15 protein-coding genes are annotated in these 14,857 nt (G+C 62.1%); 8 read left to right on the forward strand and 7 right to left on the reverse strand.

Annotation, left to right across the window (positions count from 1 at the left end; genetic code table 11):
* Positions 1-16: 16 nt before the first annotated feature.
* The gene (locus BV071_RS02730) at positions 17-745 is read right to left on the reverse strand and encodes a metallophosphoesterase (protein ID WP_343123395.1); all 729 of its coding nucleotides are present in this window, start codon (positions 743-745) and stop codon (positions 17-19) included.
* A gap of 85 nt (positions 746-830) precedes the next feature.
* Here BV071_RS02730 and BV071_RS02735 point away from each other — a divergent pair, with 85 nt between their 5' ends.
* Positions 831-1,142 (forward strand): pentapeptide repeat-containing protein, encoded by a 312-nt coding sequence (locus tag BV071_RS02735; protein WP_035601614.1) that lies wholly within the window; start codon positions 831-833, stop codon positions 1,140-1,142.
* On the opposite strand, the gene BV071_RS02740 is transcribed toward BV071_RS02735, so the two are convergent.
* The 5 genes from BV071_RS02740 to BV071_RS02760 all read right to left on the reverse strand — a co-directional run bounded on the left by BV071_RS02740 (position 1,143) and on the right by BV071_RS02760 (position 5,183).
* Positions 1,143-1,754 (reverse strand): lysophospholipid acyltransferase family protein, encoded by a 612-nt coding sequence (locus BV071_RS02740; protein WP_035601617.1) that lies wholly within the window; start codon positions 1,752-1,754, stop codon positions 1,143-1,145.
* 12 nt (positions 1,755-1,766) lie between these two features.
* A complete protein-coding gene (gene cmk / locus BV071_RS02745; RefSeq protein ID WP_035601620.1) occupies positions 1,767-2,441 on the reverse strand; it encodes a (d)CMP kinase in 675 nt (224 codons plus the stop codon).
* Positions 2,438-3,790, reverse strand: coding sequence for a 3-phosphoshikimate 1-carboxyvinyltransferase (aroA, locus tag BV071_RS02750; protein WP_052572797.1), 1,353 nt, complete (start codon positions 3,788-3,790; stop codon positions 2,438-2,440). The genes cmk and aroA overlap by 4 nt, the downstream gene beginning before the upstream one ends.
* Positions 3,787-4,653 carry a prephenate dehydrogenase/arogenate dehydrogenase family protein gene (locus BV071_RS02755; protein WP_035601623.1) on the reverse strand — a complete coding sequence of 289 codons (867 nt, stop codon included), beginning with the start codon at positions 4,651-4,653 and terminating at the stop codon, positions 3,787-3,789. Before BV071_RS02755 ends, aroA begins: the two co-directional genes overlap by 4 nt.
* 80 nt (positions 4,654-4,733) lie before the next feature.
* A complete protein-coding gene (locus tag BV071_RS02760) occupies positions 4,734-5,183 on the reverse strand; it encodes a hypothetical protein (RefSeq protein WP_035601626.1) in 450 nt (149 codons plus the stop codon).
* A gap of 139 nt (positions 5,184-5,322) precedes the next feature.
* On the opposite strand from BV071_RS02760, the gene BV071_RS35105 reads away from it, so the two are divergent.
* The 4 genes from BV071_RS35105 to BV071_RS02780 all read left to right on the forward strand — a co-directional run bounded on the left by BV071_RS35105 (position 5,323) and on the right by BV071_RS02780 (position 10,378).
* Positions 5,323-5,538 carry a hypothetical protein gene (locus BV071_RS35105; protein WP_035601629.1) on the forward strand — a complete coding sequence of 72 codons (216 nt, stop codon included), beginning with the start codon at positions 5,323-5,325 and terminating at the stop codon, positions 5,536-5,538.
* Between the two features lie 72 nt (positions 5,539-5,610).
* Positions 5,611-6,045, forward strand: a complete 435-nt coding sequence (locus tag BV071_RS02770) for a hypothetical protein (protein WP_035601632.1) — start codon at positions 5,611-5,613, stop codon at positions 6,043-6,045.
* Between the two features lie 356 nt (positions 6,046-6,401).
* Positions 6,402-9,857, forward strand: coding sequence for a pyruvate carboxylase (locus tag BV071_RS02775; RefSeq protein ID WP_035601634.1), 3,456 nt, complete (start codon positions 6,402-6,404; stop codon positions 9,855-9,857).
* Positions 9,858-9,874: 17 nt separating this feature from the next.
* A complete protein-coding gene (locus BV071_RS02780) occupies positions 9,875-10,378 on the forward strand; it encodes a DMP19 family protein (protein ID WP_081885747.1) in 504 nt (167 codons plus the stop codon).
* A gap of 607 nt (positions 10,379-10,985) precedes the next feature.
* Here BV071_RS02780 and BV071_RS02790 read toward each other — a convergent pair.
* Positions 10,986-11,807: a thioredoxin family protein gene (locus BV071_RS02790; protein ID WP_035601642.1), complete on the reverse strand. Its 822-nt coding sequence runs from the start codon at positions 11,805-11,807 to the stop codon at positions 10,986-10,988.
* Between the two features lie 209 nt (positions 11,808-12,016).
* On the opposite strand from BV071_RS02790, the gene BV071_RS02795 reads away from it, so the two are divergent.
* The 3 genes from BV071_RS02795 (at position 12,017) to BV071_RS02805 (ending at position 14,787) form a co-directional block, all read left to right on the forward strand.
* Entirely contained in the window at positions 12,017-12,811 is a 795-nt protein-coding gene (locus BV071_RS02795) for a gamma-glutamyl-gamma-aminobutyrate hydrolase family protein (RefSeq protein WP_052572798.1), read from the forward strand.
* 59 nt (positions 12,812-12,870) lie between these two features.
* On the forward strand, positions 12,871-13,449 hold the full coding sequence (locus BV071_RS02800) for a hypothetical protein (protein ID WP_035601646.1): 579 nt from the start codon (positions 12,871-12,873) through the stop codon (positions 13,447-13,449).
* An 84-nt stretch (positions 13,450-13,533) separates the two neighbouring features.
* Positions 13,534-14,787: a M48 family metallopeptidase gene (locus BV071_RS02805; RefSeq protein ID WP_035601649.1), complete on the forward strand. Its 1,254-nt coding sequence runs from the start codon at positions 13,534-13,536 to the stop codon at positions 14,785-14,787.
* Positions 14,788-14,857 lie beyond the last annotated feature (70 nt).

Genomic DNA, 14,857 nt, shown 5'->3' on the forward strand with positions numbered 1-14,857 from the left:
CGCCGCAGCCATTCCCCTACGGGATCTCAAACTCCAGCGGATTGAAGCCCATTCCGCGGGTTCCTGAACCGGTGTTGTGAAAGCGCACCCCACCCACTTCGTGATCGCGGAAAGGCATATGCGTGTGCCCGAAGTAACAGTTGCGGATTCCCTCCCGCCACTGCGGCAGAGCTTGATCCAGATATCCGCTCACCCGCGCCACCGTGGCCGCTTGCGGGAAGTAGACGCGATGGAACATCAGCCCCGCCCCTGTCGCATCCACCACACGATAGAATCCCCTGCCCACCGCCCCGCGCTGCCGGTCGCGGCTCCACGCCTCGCGATAGGCATCCAGCCGCGCGGGACTCATCCCGCGGTTTGCGCAATCGCCGTGCAGAAACAAGGAATCGCCCAGAACGAATTCCCGCTCATGAACCTTCAAGGTCTCACTCGCCGCAGCCATCTCTGCCAGGATCGCACAGTGGCCGACGAGGCAGTCGTGGTTTCCGATCACATAATGGATCTCCCGCCCCTCGAAGAGCTTCAGCCAGCGCTCCAAATGCCATCGCGCGGCCACCAGCGTCTCATGCTCCGAGGCCAAAGTGCTCCAGCGGAAATCGAAGGTATCCCCGTTCAAGACGAGTAGATCGACCCGCCGCAAAATCGGACTCAAATCCTCCAACAACTTCTCCCCGCTTGAGCGCGCAGAGAAAAGATGCAGATCGGAAACAACGAGGCCCTTCTTCAAGGACTGCACTCTAGCCACGATGGCATTTCCCCAGCAAAAGCTTTCTCGTCAACGGGCACGCCATCCGCTATTCGGCAGACGATCTCCCCACCCTCCCACTCCCATGAACCCCAAAACCGAAAACGCCTCCCTCAAGGGCGCCGAGTTCGACAATGTGGACCTCGGCGATGCCCGTTTCCACGATGTGAACCTCGGCGGCGCCCGCTTCGATGACGTCAGTCTCGCAGGTGCCGGCTTCGAGAATGTCTCCCTCAGCGGAGCCCGCATCTCAGACGCCAATTGCTCCGGCATGGCGATCGAGAATGCCTGCTACGACCGAATGACGATCAATGGCATTCTCGTGACCGAGCTGCTTCATGCCTACGACGAGATGCAAGCCAAAGCCGCGGACACCGAAAGCGGGCCCGCGGACTGACTAAGCCAAAGCCTTGATCTCGTTCATGATCCGGTCGGCGATGTGCTGGTAGCCGTGCTTGCCCCGCGCCGTGGCCAACTCCTCCTCCGTCAGACGGATAGGGGGGCCGATGTGCAGGGAAATCTGGCTGAAGCGGATTCGTCCCGAACCGCGTGGCAGGGCTTCGCGCGCGCCTTCGATACGGATCGGTTGGATCACCGCATTCGATTTCACGGCGATGAGGCCGATGCCGGGCTGGGCCACGCCGATCACACCATCGAGGCTGCGCTCGCCTTCAGGGAATACGAGCACCCGCTTGCCCGATGCGAGCAGCTTGATGATCGCCTTCAGGCTGGTCATGTCCGGCCGATCCTGGTCCACGGGGATGGAATTCCACGCAAGGTAGATCCACTTGATGAGCGCGCCCGTCATGAGCGACTTGCGGGCGAGATAGAACATCTCGTCCTGATAGAGCGTGCCGATCAGCGGCGGATCCAGGAAGCTCTCATGGTTGGAGGCGATCAGCACCGCCCCTTCCCGCACGAGGTTCTCGCGGCCGATCACCTTCAGCCCGAAGAGCGAGCGATAGGCACTTCCGAAAAGGGTCCAACCCAACCAGTAAATCCAACGCATGAGCGACGATTGTTAGAGCGGTGAACTTCCGTCCTCCGTGGACATGAGGAAGCCTTGGCTGCGGAGAATGTCCAAAGCAGCTGCCACGCCGGTTTCGATGGTATGACCGGAGGTGTCGAGGATCGCCGCGCCCTCCGCAATCTTGAGCGGAGCGGTTTCACGGCGGCTGTCGGCATGGTCGCGGGCAGCCACGGAATCGACCTCGCCGACCTCCTCACGGCGTGCTTCGCGGACAGACGGGTCCGCATCCATGTAGATCTTGTAGGGCGTCTCGGGAAAGACCACGGTGCCGATGTCGCGGCCCTCCATGACCACGTCGCCCAGCTTGAGGAAGTCGCGCTGCAGGGAGACCAAGCATTCGCGGACTTCCGGCACGGCGGCCACTGCGGAAACGTTGGAATTCACTTCCTCGCTGCGGAGTTCATCACCGGGGTCGATGCCGTCCACCTTGACGGTTGAGGACAGACCATCGACGCCGCACTCCAGCTCCATGCCTCGCAGGGCATCCACCACGGCGGCACGGTCGGTTGGATCCACGCCGTCCCTCAGAACCTTCCAAGTCACGGCGCGATACATCGCTCCCGAGTTCACCATGATCAGGCCCAGGCGCTTCGACAGGATGCGCGCGAGCGTGCTCTTGCCGGAGGCGGCGGGACCGTCGATGGCGATGGCGCGGTGAAGAATCATACGGGAACGACAGGGAGATCGTAGTCCGCAAGCGACTTGCTCTCGGCGAGCACGGCGGCGAGTTGCTTGGAGAAGCCCGGGTAGGAGGTGTTCACGCAGGCGGTGTTCTGCACCACGGTTTCACCTTCCGCGAAGAGCCCGGCGATTGCGAAGGCCATGGCGATGCGGTGGTCACCGTGGCTTTCCACTGTAGCGGCGTGCAGCGGGCTGCCGCCGGTGATAACCATGCCGTCCTCGAATTCCTCCACCTGCCCACCCATGGCACGCAGATTGTTGACCACGGTGGTGATGCGGTCGGTCTCCTTCACACGGAGTTCCTTGGCATTGCGGATCACCGTCTGGCCCTCCGCAAGTGCGGCGGCAATGGCGATCACGGGAATCTCATCGATGAGGTTCGGGATCTCGGCCTTGAGCAGTTCGGTGCCCTTCAGTGCACCGCCGAGAATCTCCACGTCGCCGATCGGCTCGCCGTCATCGGTCGAGAGCACCGTGCGGATGATCTTCGCGCCCATGCGCTCGATGACATCGAGCACTGCGGTGCGGGTCGGATTCAGGCCGACGTTCTTGATCACCAGGCGGGAACCCGGCAGAGCGGCGGCAGCCACCACCCAGAAGGCGGCGCTGGAAATGTCTCCGGGCACGCGGAAGTCACGAGCCTGCGGCACTTGTCCGCCATCAATCGAAATCGCCTGGCCCTCGGTCCGGATCTTCACGCCGAAGGACTCGAGCATCCGCTCCGTGTGGTCCCGGGTATCCGCCGGTTGCACCGCGGTAGTCGTGCCATCGCAAAACATTCCGGCCAGCAAAACCGCGCTCTTCACCTGCGCGCTGGCGACGGGCAACTCGTAGCGGATGGGGGTCAGCTTGGTGCCGTGGATCTTGAGCGGAGCGCAGCCCGGCTTGGCGCCGAGGCAATCGATCTTCGCGCCCATCTGGCCGAGCGGATCGGTGATACGGCCCATCGGGCGACCGGAAAGCGATTCATCGCCGAAGAGTTCGGTCTCGAAGGACTGCCCGGCAAAGAGGCCAGCCAGCAGGCGCATACCGGTGCCGGAGTTGCCGCAATCGATCGGTTTGGTCGGCGCGGAAAGCTCCATCTTGCGCCCATGGATCCGCATTGAGGTCGGACCGAAACCGGGCATTTCCTCCAGCACCTCCACCTGCACGCCGCAGGCCTGCATGGCCCCCAGGGTATTCAGGCAGTCCTCGCTGGGCAGGAAGTTGCGCACGGTGGAAACGCCGTCGGCCAAGCCCGCGATCATCGCCGCACGGTGCGACATGCTCTTGTCACCGGGCACCGGAAATTCGGCAGCCAGCGTGCGGATGGATCGGACTCGGAACTCGCTCATGGGAAATCTTGGGAACCGCGCGAGCCGTCGCGGGCTTCTTTCGCGACAGCCAGCCAATGGCGCAGCGCTTCTTGGTCGCCGGACTCCAGCATGGCAAGCATTTCACTCATCTCCCGGAGTCCATCTTTTAGCACGGCGCGCAGGGCCTCGCGGTTCTCCATGGCGATCTCCGCCCACATGGCCGGATCTCCCCCGGCAACCCGGGTGGTATCGCGCAGGCCGCCGCCGCCGAAGCGGCCATCCGCCGGGTCTTGGAGCGCGACTTTCGCCGTCACCGCCGCCATCAGGTGCGGAAAATGGCTGATACGCGCGACCAGGCCGTCGTGATCACCTGCGGTCATCCCGGTCACGCGACACCCCAGAAACTCCCAAAAAACCTGCAATCGCGAGAGCCAAGGGTCCCCCACCCCCTCCTCGTCGGTCAGAAGGCAGGCAGCCCCCTCGAACAAATCCGCCTCCGCGGCCTCCATCCCTGTCTGCTCAGAGCCGGCCATCGGATGGCTGCCGATGAAGCGCAGACCACTCCGCTCCAGCAGCGGCCGCAACAGTCGGTGCGGCGAGGCCTTCACGCTGCCGACATCCGTGATCAGGGCATCTGCCGAAAGTCCGGCCGCTTGGGCATTCAGCAGCACGCTGGCCATCGCCCCGACCGGGGTGGAAAGGACGACCAGATCAGCCCCCGCAAGGGCTTGGGAGAGATCACCGGTGGCCCCGTCAATCCCCCGATCCTGGGCCATGGCCACCGTCTCCGCCCGCCGCGCCCAAAGGGCTACAGGCAGCTCCGGACAACGCTGTCTCAGGGCCAGCGCCAGCGAACCGCCGAGCAGCCCGCCGCCGAGAATGGCCACCTTATGAAAATCCATCGGTTTTCCGGGAATGAAGGAGCCGGACCCTGGGGTGGGACCGGCTCCGCGAAATCAGATCTTGCGGAATCGCGGTGATCTCAAGGCACCCGGAAATACTTCTTCTCCGACTTCGGATAGGTCGGGTCCTGCACCAGCTTGCCACTCGGGATGTCCTGAACATCCACGATCTTGTTGTTGTAGGGGCTGAAGACAAAGCCGGGGCGGCCGGGCACGGGCCTGGCGGTGTCGTAGGTCTTCTTCGGCTCCGGCTTCTTGGGCGGGGTCGCGTCGGGGTTGCCGTTGCCCACGTTATTCCCCACGTCGCCGCCACCAGGAGTCGCGCCTTCCTCCTGCTTCTCCTTGCTGGCCAGCTCCTCGGCGTCCTTCTTCCTTTTCTCCTTCAGCTCGGCAGCCTTCTGCTTCTGCTCCTCGGTCTGCTTGTTGGCAGCGGGATCAGCCGGAGCCGGCGGCGGGGGCTCCTTGTAAGGCGTACAGGACGCAGCCAGGAAAAACGCGGCGGAGGCCGGAAGGATCAAGCGAAGCTTCATGGTGCTAGGGATAGGTCAGGAACGGTGCCATCAAGCCACAGTCGCAGACGCGGGGAGTTTGAATCAACGGCAATGTAACGTCAAGCCACGGACTTGCCCGGGCTTGCAAATCGGCGTCACAACTGACTGCCTCTGCGCGATGAGTCACGACGACTGCCTGAGAACCCGCGGAACGATTCTGCGGACCCTCGAAAACGGCCTCCACGAGGTCGCCCTGCCGAATGGCAAGCCGGTGGTATGCCACCTCTCGAAGGAACTCGCCGCCAATCCGCCGGAATTGCCGGACCAGACGGTGGTCATGCTGGAGCTCAGCCCCTTCGACTTGGACCGGGGGCGGATTGCGAAGGTGCTCTGAGTGGGCCGGAACCGCTGGAACTGCCGCCCTTTCCTACTTCTAAGTTTCCCAGCGATCGGGTGTCATGTAGAAATGATCTCCCGATTCCTCCTGCTTATCGCCCTGGCGACCTCTTCTCAGCTCCCCCTCCGTGCCGAGGGTTTGGCGTCCATCACCCCGATCACGGTCGAAAATGCCGCGAAGCTGCCCTACCACTCCCTGAAGGTCGGTCTCAAGTCGCAGCGAGGGATGACGACGGTCTCGCTGCATATCCAAGCCGGGGCCGACACCCCTTACAGCGGCTGCTCTGTCACGATTCTCAGGGAAGGCGGCCCCGCCGATGCCATCGCGCGCTTCGATGTCGCCAGCGGCAGCCCGCTGCCCGTGAGTTTCGAAGTGGCGGATGAACTGGTTGGGCAATTGCAGATCCGCTATCACCTCCAAGCGAACGACGCCCAAGGCCACTACTTCACCATCGATGGCCCAACCCTGCGGAAGCTCGTAAAAGGGCAGACGGCAAAGCCCTGAGCGATTCCTGCAATCTGACTCAGCGCTTCATCAGGACCTCGTCGGCCCACTGGTCATCTGGAGTGGAAACCGCCATCAGCGCCCCTCAACTAGCCCGCGCACCCCGGAAAAGAAAATGCCGCGACAAAAAATGAAGCGGCCCGATCGACTAGACTCCGGAAAAACCCAAAAACCGGAAAGACTCTTCAATCGGGCCGCCTACTATTGTCGCGACGCCGAAGGATTACCAGCGACCGACCGACCCGTCAACACTTTTCTGGAAATTTTCTTCGGGAATTTTCAGGGACCCAAAGGATCGGCCTGCCGCCACCTTTGCCCTTGGCCGATTCGGCGGTGCCTCCTAAGGAAAGCGCCGCATGCCGCAACCCAAGACCGACAAGCTGCTCGCCGCAAACCGTGGTGAGATTGCCATCCGCATTTTCCGCGCCGCCAATGAACTCGGTCTCCGCACCGTTTCGATCTTCGCCGAGGAAGACCGTTTCTCCCGTCACCGCTTCAAGGCGGACGAGGCCTACCAGCTCGATCACAACAAGGGTCCGGTGGGTGCTTATCTCGACGTGGACGGTATCGCAGCGCTGGCGAAGTCGAAGGGCGTGACCCTGGTGCACCCCGGCTACGGCTTCCTTTCCGAGAATGCGGCCTTTGCCCGCGCTTGCGCGCGCGAGGGCATGACCTTCGTGGGCCCTTCCCCCGAGCTGCTGGAGAGCATGGGCGACAAGACCGCCGCCCGCCATCTCGCGGCGAAGTTCAATGTCCCAACCCTGCCCGGCACCGAGGAACCGATCACCGATCCGAATGAGGCACTGAAGGCAGCCAAGGAGATCGGCTTCCCGCTCATCATCAAGGCCGCCTTCGGCGGCGGTGGCCGCGGCATGCGCGTGGTCGAGAAGCCCGAGCAACTCGCCGGCCTGCTGGCGGAAGCCCAAGGCGAGGCGGAGAAGGCCTTCGGCAATCCTGCGGTTTTCCTCGAGCGTTACGTCTCCCGCGCCAAGCATATCGAGGTGCAGATCCTCGGTGACCAGCATGGCAATGTGGTGCACCTGCACGAGCGCGATTGCTCGGTGCAGCGGCGCTACCAGAAGGTCGTGGAGATCGCGCCTTCCGTGGAGCTCGATCCGGTGGTCCGCAAGGAACTCTGCGAAGCCGCAGTGACCCTCGCCAAGGGCATCGGCTACAATAACGCGGGAACGGTTGAGTTCCTCTACGACATGGTCCGCGGCGACTGGTTCTTCATCGAGATGAACCCGCGCATCCAAGTGGAGCACACGGTCACGGAGTGCGTCACGGGCATCGACTTGGTACGCTCTCAGATCTTGGTGGCGAAGGGCTACTCGCTCTTCAGCGATGAGATCGCGATCCCGCCACAAGACGAGATTCCCTGCAACGGTTACGCGATCCAGTGCCGCATCACGACAGAAGATCCCGAGAAGGGCTTCGCGCCGGATTACGGCCGCATCTTGAACTACCGCTCGGCCGCAGGTTTCGGCATCCGCCTCGATGCGGGTTCCGGTGATGCGGGTTCGGTGATCACGCCCTTCTACGACTCGATGCTGGTGAAGCTCACGGCGATGGGCCGCGACTTCGAGACTGCTTGCCAGCGGATGGACCGCGCCCTGCGCGAGTTCCGGATCCGCGGGGTGAAGACCAACATTCCGTTCCTGGAAAACGTCATCCAGGACGAAACCTTCCGCTCCGGCCAGGCCCACACCAAGCTGATCGACACCAAGCCCGAGCTGCTCAAGTTCAAGGCCAAGCGCGACCGCGCGACCAAGCTGCTGTCCTACCTCTCGGACATCACGGTGAATGGCAACACCACCGCCAAGGGCTGGAAGCCGGAGAAGCCGATCCTCAACCCGCGCGTGCCGCATCTTGCCGCGAAGAGCTTCGAGGGCAGCCGCGAGATCCTGCTAGAGAAAGGACCCGAGGCCTTCTCGAAGTGGATCATCGATGAGAAGCGCCTGCTGATCACTGACACCTCGATGCGCGATGCGCACCAGTCGCTGATCGCCACCCGCATGCGCACCGTGGACATGCTGCGGATCGCGGATGCCTACGCGTCGGCCCTGCCGGACCTCTTCTCGCTGGAGATGTGGGGCGGTGCCACCTTCGATACAGCGATGCGCTTCCTGAAGGAAGATCCCTGGGACCGCCTGCGCCGCCTGCGCGAGAAAATCCCGGGCGTGCTCTTCCAGATGCTTTTCCGCGGCTCGAATGCGGTGGGCTACTCGAACTACCCGGACAACGTCGTCGCCGGCTTCGTGAAGCACTCGGCGGACGCGGGTATGGACATCTTCCGCATCTTCGACTCGCTGAACTACCTGCCGAACATGGAAGTCGCCATGAAGGCGGTCCGCGACCACGGCAAGGCACTCTGCGAAGCCGCGATTTGCTACACCGGCGACATCCTCGACTCGAAGCGCGACAAGTTCTCGCTGAAATACTACGTCGCGAAGGCCAAGGAGCTGGAGAAGATGGGTGCCCACATCCTCGCGATCAAGGACATGGCCGGCCTCTGCAAACCGCAGGCCGCCTACAACCTCGTCGATGCGCTCAAGCAGGAAATTTCCATCCCAATCCACTTCCACACCCACGACACCTCCGGCCTGAACGCCGCCTCGGTGATCGCCGCGACTCGCGCAGGTGTGGATATCGTCGATCTTGCGGTTGCCTCGCTGTCCGGTTCAACCTCGCAGCCGAACCTCAACTCGATCTGCGCCGCACTGGCCAACTCCGACCGCGATCCCGGCCTGAATGCCGATGCGCTCAACGAGATCTCCGACTACTGGGAAGAGGTCCTCGCGCAATACAAGCCCTTCGACTCCGCGCCGCGCGCCGGCACTGCAGAGGTCTATGAGCACGAGATGCCCGGCGGCCAATACACCAACCTGCGCGAGCAGGCGAATGCGATGGGCCTGGGCCACCGCTGGCGCGAGATCGCCCGCACCTATGCGGATGTGAACCAGCTCTTCGGCGATATCGTGAAGGTCACCCCATCCTCGAAGGTGGTCGGTGATATGGCGATGTTCCTCATCACCCGTGGCATCAAGGCGGCGGACGTGCCGAAGCTCAAGCCCGGCTCGATCGACTGGCCGGAAAGCGTGATCGACATGCTCGCCGGAGGCCTGGGCCAACCGGACGGCGGCTGGCCGGAAGATGTGCAGAAGGTCGTGCTCGGCAACAAGCCCGCCACCACCCAGCGCCCCGGCGACCTCGCGGACCCCGTCGATCTCGATGCGACCCGCACCGAGATCGCCAAGAAGATCGGCCGCAACGTCGACGACGACGATCTCTACTCGCACCTGATGTATCCAGGCGTCTTCGCGGACTTCATGGAGTTCCGCCGCAAGTACGATGACCTTAGTGGCCTCGCCACCCCAGCCTTCTTCTACGGCATGCACGTCGGCGAGGAAGTCGAGATGGAGATCGACCCCGGCAAGACCCTCTTCGTGAAGCTGGTCTCGATCGGCGATGCCGATGTGGATGGCAAGCGCACGCTCTTCTACGAGCTCAACGGCATGCCGCGCGAAAGCGTGATCGTCGACAAGTCCCGCATCAGCAAGGACTCGAAGGCAGCCCGCGTGAAAGGCAGCCCCGACGACAGCACCCAGGCTTGCGCCCCGATGCCCGGCATGGTGACCGAGGTCGCCGTCTCCCCCGGCCAGGAGGTCAAGGAGGGCGACAAGCTGATCATCCTCGAAGCGATGAAGATGCTCACCACCGTCAGTGCCTCGCAGGATGGCGTGGTGAAGGAGGTCCTTGTGGCGAAGGGCGAGCAGGTGGATAGTGATGACCTGCTGGTGAAGCTGGAATAACGCTCCCCTCTCCCACGATGGATAAACCCTGGCTTGAGCAATACGGCGGCCAAACGGCCCGGGAGTTGGTTGCGATGCAGGACCGCTATCGCATCGATTCCCTCTTGAGCGCGCTGGATGATGGAATCCAGCGCGCGCTGGTGCGCAGGAACCCTGCGCATCTAACCGAGCCCGAGCTTACAGTGGTGGCGGTGGAGGCCTTGGCGCGGGAAGTTAACAATGGAGGCTACGAGCAGTTCTTCCAAAACTCCTCTTCGATCTTCATCCACGCCATCGTTCCCTCACTGAAGCGGATCGGCTGCCCGGAACACGCGAAGATCGCCGCGGATGCCATCGGCCATGCGGGGATCACGGAAGACATGGATCCGGAATACATTCCGGATCATGTTGAAGACTTGGACGAGGAAGTCATCGATCTGCTCGACGGCTGCGACGAGCGCTACTACGACTGCGAGGAGGACATCGAGGGACTCTTGTTCGCCTACGTCGAGAAGCATCAGGCGGAGATCCGGGTGCCGTGACCGCGGCGGAATCTGAAAGAATCTCCTCAATGAACAGGCTATCTACTCTCGCCGCCTGCATCGCCACCCTCGTCTTCGGCAGCTTGCGTTGCGATGCTACCGTTGTCTTCGCGTCGCCGGAGCGGCTCACTTGGACTTTTACTTTAGATCGCACTACCTCCGGGACGGGCGCCGGGGATCAATATGCCGTGACTCTCGGAGAGGATGAGTTGGATCTCGGGGAGCGCCTGTCGCTCACCATCACTGCCACCGGTCAATCTGTCCCTGTCAAACGGACCACATTCAACGGAACCGCTTCGGGATTGGGCGCCCTTCTCGGCATATCCCCACTATGGGACAATGCCTTTCCCCAGCTTTCCGGTACCGTCGAGTTCGTCATCCTCGCCGGGTCCGTGGATTTGGAGCGAATGGTCCTCATCGTGGACACGCCCACCGACCGCTACGTAGCCATTCTCTCCGGAACCTATCACTTGGTCCCGGAGCCATCTACATCCATTCTTGTTGGAGCAACGGGTTGCCTTCTCCTCTTCCGGAGAAGAAGGCAAATTCGGTTGGCATAGGGCAGGAAATGCCTGATTGCGGAGCCAATCATCAAGACCACTTCGCCTCAGTCACAGCCACAGCCCGCAGTCGAGCCGGTCGCGTTCTCCGGCCAGTACGGCTTGTCCGCATCCGCGAATTCATTGGTGCCGTACTTGTCGTGGTAGCGGACCCAGGCCATCGGGAAATCCAGCTCATCCTCGTTGCGGCCCTTCGGCACCATGTCGAGGATGCTGTAGGTGTTCATGACCGCCTCCACACCACGACCGAAGGTGGAGTAGGTGTGGTAGATGCTACCATCATCATCCTTGTAGAAGACGCTTAGGCCCGGCGCTTCCGTGCTCGGGAACTCCTGCCGCGTGTAGTTGTAGTCGACCTCGCCCTCCGCGAGTTCCTCATCGCTGAAGCTCACGTGGTAGTCGAAGTTGAAATCGCTGCTGGCAGAGGAGACCCAATTGAAGTTCCAGCCCATGCGCTGCTTGAAGGCTGCAAGCTTGGCGAATGGCGCACGGGAAACCGCCGCCATCGAGACATCGCGAGCTGCCAGATGAGGCAAGGTCCCTCCGAAGTGATCGGACACAAAGGAACAGCTCGGGCAGCCTTCCTTCCAATCCGGGCCGAACATGAAGTGATAGATCGCCAACTGCTTCCGCCCGGCGAAGAGATCCGCCAGCGACACCTTCCCTGAAGGGCCGTCGAAGAGGTAAATCTTGTCGACCTTCACCCAGGGCAGGGCGCGCCGTGCGGCGCTCAAGCGGTCCCGCAGGCGGACCGCCTCCTTCTCGCGTTCCAGCAGCTCCCTGCGGGCCGCGATCCATTCTTCCTGCGATACGATCTTGTGCTTCCGTCCCAATCCTTGGGGTTCGGAGATGGTGGCATTCGTGCTCATGACTTTGCTTCGTTTCGAGTGACTCGGGGTCCGGGCATGCGAAACCTACGCCGCTCCGGCGATCCGTCCACGCTTGATGGAATTCGTGCGTTCCGAGATGCGACGAAGCGCGGGAGCATTTCAGGACAGCCTCACTGCATTTTTTTTGAGACGTCCGGAACCCGAAGGAGAACTCGACTTGCCGCCCTTCCGCGGCGATCTTGGAAGTCATGACCCACCGTCACTGGCTCACTTTCGCCGCGGTCTTTGCCGCAGCGTGGCTGGGCTTTCTTGCCGGCCACAAGCAGTCGGACCTGCCCACAGCGGTCGCTCCGGCAGCCCTGCACGAGGCTCCGCTCATCGGTATTGCCAGCGTGAATGCCGATACCTATGTCCGGGCAGTCCGCCAGGCCGGCGGCATCCCGGTGATCCTTCCCAACTACGACTACGATCCTGAGGCCATCGCCGGCTACCTCGACAGACTCGACGGCCTTCTGATGCCCGGAGGTGCCGATATCCCGCCCGCTGAATACGGCGAGTCCCCTCACCCCACGATCGAGTTGCTGGACGACAATCGCCTGAACTTTGAGAAAGCCCTCGGCAAGGCTTGGATCGAGCAGACCAAGAAGCCCCTGCTCGGCATCTGCCTGGGCAGCCAGTGGATCAATGTCCTGAAGGGCGGCTCACTGGTGCAGGACATCCCCACCGAAATCGGCGGCAATCATCGCGCTACCACTCACCTGGTGAAGCTGGAGCCAAACACGCGACTGCAGCAGATCTTCGGCGAGAGCGAGTTCGAGGTGAATTCCTTTCATCACCAGGCAGTCGACCCAAGCGGCCTCGGCAAGGATCTCAAGGTCGCCGCCCGCAGCCCGGACGGCGTGGTCGAGGCCACCGAGAGCACCGATCCCCAGCGCTTTCTCATCGGCGTGCAGTGGCACCCGGAAAAGCTGATGCCCGCCGACCAGCGACAGGCGAAGCTGCTGAAGGCCTTTGTGGAAGCAGCCGCGAAGGGTCAGCCTTGATCGCGCAATCTTGACGCTCGCGGTCTATCAACTAGGGTCGCCCGGCCTCCGATATCTCCATGGATCTCAATCCTTACGCCGCACCGCTGGATACCACAGCACCGCCCCCGCTGCCCGTCTCCAACGAGGCGGAAGTCATTCGCCGGGAGCACATCAAGCACGAGGCTTCGGTGAAGGGCATCGGTTCCCTGTATTTCATCGGCTCGATATTCATCCTTATAGGCGGGGTTACCATGGTCTTCGCGGGGCTGAAGGGAGGCAACATGGGAACAGCGGAACTCGCGATGATGGTGCTGTTTCCCGCGCTGGGGCTCCTCGGGTTGTGGGTTGGCTACGGAATCCGCAAGCTTTCGCCAGCGGCGCGGGTTGTCGCAGGAATCCTCACCGGCATCAATTTGGTGCTGTCGATCTTTGGCCTGCCGCAAAGCATTATCGCCATCCTTATCAACACTTATATCCTGAACCTCCTCTTCTCGAAGAAGGGAACCATGGTCTTCAGTGCGCCCTATAAGGAGATCATTGCGCAGACTCCCCACGTCAAATACAAGACCTCGATTGTCGTCTGGATTGTTCTCGGGATTTTTGTGCTGGTCGTCGTGGTGGGCATCTTGGCGGCAGTCTTCTCGACGCGGTGGTAGGGGCTGTTCAATGCGGAGGCGGACTCTCTTCGCTGCAATATCCACTATCCACCACCGAATCCCCGGTACATCTTCGCCCCCGAGATGGAGTGGAATGTTTTGGCGATCGTGATCCTACTGGCCCTGTTCGGCCTGTGGAACTTGGACTTCATTGCGACGATCCTGAACCTGAAGGCGCTTTCGCCGGATCTGCCGAAGGAGTTTGAGGACGTCTTCGATGCCGAGAAGTATGCGAAATCGCAGGACTACACCCGGGAGTCCGCCCGCTTTGAGATCATCCAGTCCACAGCCTCGCTCTTCATCCTGCTGGCCTTCTGGCTGGCTGGCGGCTTCGGCTGGCTGGACAAGTTCGCCCGCAGCTTGGCCAGCGGAGAACTCCAGGCCGGTCTGATCTTCCTGGGGCTTTTGTTCCTGGGCCAGATGCTGATCCAGCTCCCCTTCTCCATCTACGATACCTTCGTGATCGAAGAGAAGTTCGGCTTCAACAAAACCACACCGAAGACCTTCGCGATCGACCAGGTCAAGGGCCTCCTGCTGGCCGCGATCCTCGGCCTGCCACTGGCAGCGGGTATCCTGTGGATCTTCGGCCATGTGGCGCACGCCTGGCTCTGGGCCTGGGGCTTCTTCGTGAGCTTCCAGCTCTTCCTCACTTGGCTGGCGCCCAGTCTGATCCTGCCCTTGTTCAACAAATTCACCCCGATGGCCGATGGACCTCTGCGTCAAGCGATCGAGGCCATGTCTCGCAAGTGCGGCTTCCCGCTCGGCGAGATCTCGGTGATGGATGGCTCGAAGCGCTCGACCAAGGCCAACGCCTTCTTCACCGGCTTCGGCAAGATGAAGAAGATCGCGCTCTACGATACCCTGGTGGAGGAACAGACCCAGGGTGAACTGGTCGCGGTACTCGCCCACGAAATCGGCCACTTCAAGCTGAAGCACATCGTCCAGCGGCTGGCCGTTTCCGTCGTTCAGGCCGCGGTGCTTTTCTACCTGTTAGGCTTGGTGATCGATGGCGGGACCTTCTCGCGCATGCTCTTCAATGCCTTCGGCGTCGGACCCATTTCGGCTCATGTCGGGCTGGTGCTCTTCGCACTACTCTTCTCGCCGGTTAGCCGTCTGCTCGGCATCGCGGCGAATGCCTGGTCCCGCAAGCATGAGTTCGAGGCCGATGCCTTCGCCGCCAATGCCACCGGCGAGCCGGAATCCTTGGTCTCTGCTCTCAAAAAGCTCTCCGCCAAGAACCTCTCCAACCTCACGCCGCACCCCTTCCGGGTCTTCCTCGACCACAGCCATCCGCCGGTGCTGGTGCGCATCCGCGCCTTGAGAGGCGGGACAGTTTGAGGAAGCGGCAGACGTAACCAAAGAGATCGTGACGCCTGCCCCGGGCTTGCCTTGAATCACTCCGCACTCG

The organism is Haloferula sp. BvORR071, from assembly GCF_000739615.1.
GTDB lineage: Bacteria > Verrucomicrobiota > Verrucomicrobiia > Verrucomicrobiales > Akkermansiaceae > Haloferula.

Bases quoted from the DNA above. Each gene is read 5' to 3' on its own strand.
- BV071_RS02735 (WP_035601614.1), top strand. From the start codon at position 831: ATGAACCCCAAAACCGAAAACGCCTCCCTCAAGGGCGCCGAGTTCGAC.
- BV071_RS02740 (WP_035601617.1), bottom strand. From the start codon at position 1,754: ATGCGTTGGATTTACTGGTTGGGTTGGACCCTTTTCGGAAGTGCCTAT.
- cmk (WP_035601620.1), bottom strand. From the start codon at position 2,441: ATGATTCTTCACCGCGCCATCGCCATCGACGGTCCCGCCGCCTCCGGC.
- aroA (WP_052572797.1), bottom strand. From the start codon at position 3,790: ATGAGCGAGTTCCGAGTCCGATCCATCCGCACGCTGGCTGCCGAATTT.
- BV071_RS02755 (WP_035601623.1), bottom strand. From the start codon at position 4,653: ATGGATTTTCATAAGGTGGCCATTCTCGGCGGCGGGCTGCTCGGCGGT.
- BV071_RS02760 (WP_035601626.1), bottom strand. From the start codon at position 5,183: ATGAAGCTTCGCTTGATCCTTCCGGCCTCCGCCGCGTTTTTCCTGGCT.
- BV071_RS35105 (WP_035601629.1), top strand. From the start codon at position 5,323: ATGAGTCACGACGACTGCCTGAGAACCCGCGGAACGATTCTGCGGACC.
- BV071_RS02770 (WP_035601632.1), top strand. From the start codon at position 5,611: ATGATCTCCCGATTCCTCCTGCTTATCGCCCTGGCGACCTCTTCTCAG.
- BV071_RS02775 (WP_035601634.1), top strand. From the start codon at position 6,402: ATGCCGCAACCCAAGACCGACAAGCTGCTCGCCGCAAACCGTGGTGAG.
- BV071_RS02780 (WP_081885747.1), top strand. From the start codon at position 9,875: ATGGATAAACCCTGGCTTGAGCAATACGGCGGCCAAACGGCCCGGGAG.
- BV071_RS02790 (WP_035601642.1), bottom strand. From the start codon at position 11,807: ATGAGCACGAATGCCACCATCTCCGAACCCCAAGGATTGGGACGGAAG.
- BV071_RS02795 (WP_052572798.1), top strand. From the start codon at position 12,017: ATGACCCACCGTCACTGGCTCACTTTCGCCGCGGTCTTTGCCGCAGCG.
- BV071_RS02800 (WP_035601646.1), top strand. From the start codon at position 12,871: ATGGATCTCAATCCTTACGCCGCACCGCTGGATACCACAGCACCGCCC.
- BV071_RS02805 (WP_035601649.1), top strand. From the start codon at position 13,534: ATGGAGTGGAATGTTTTGGCGATCGTGATCCTACTGGCCCTGTTCGGC.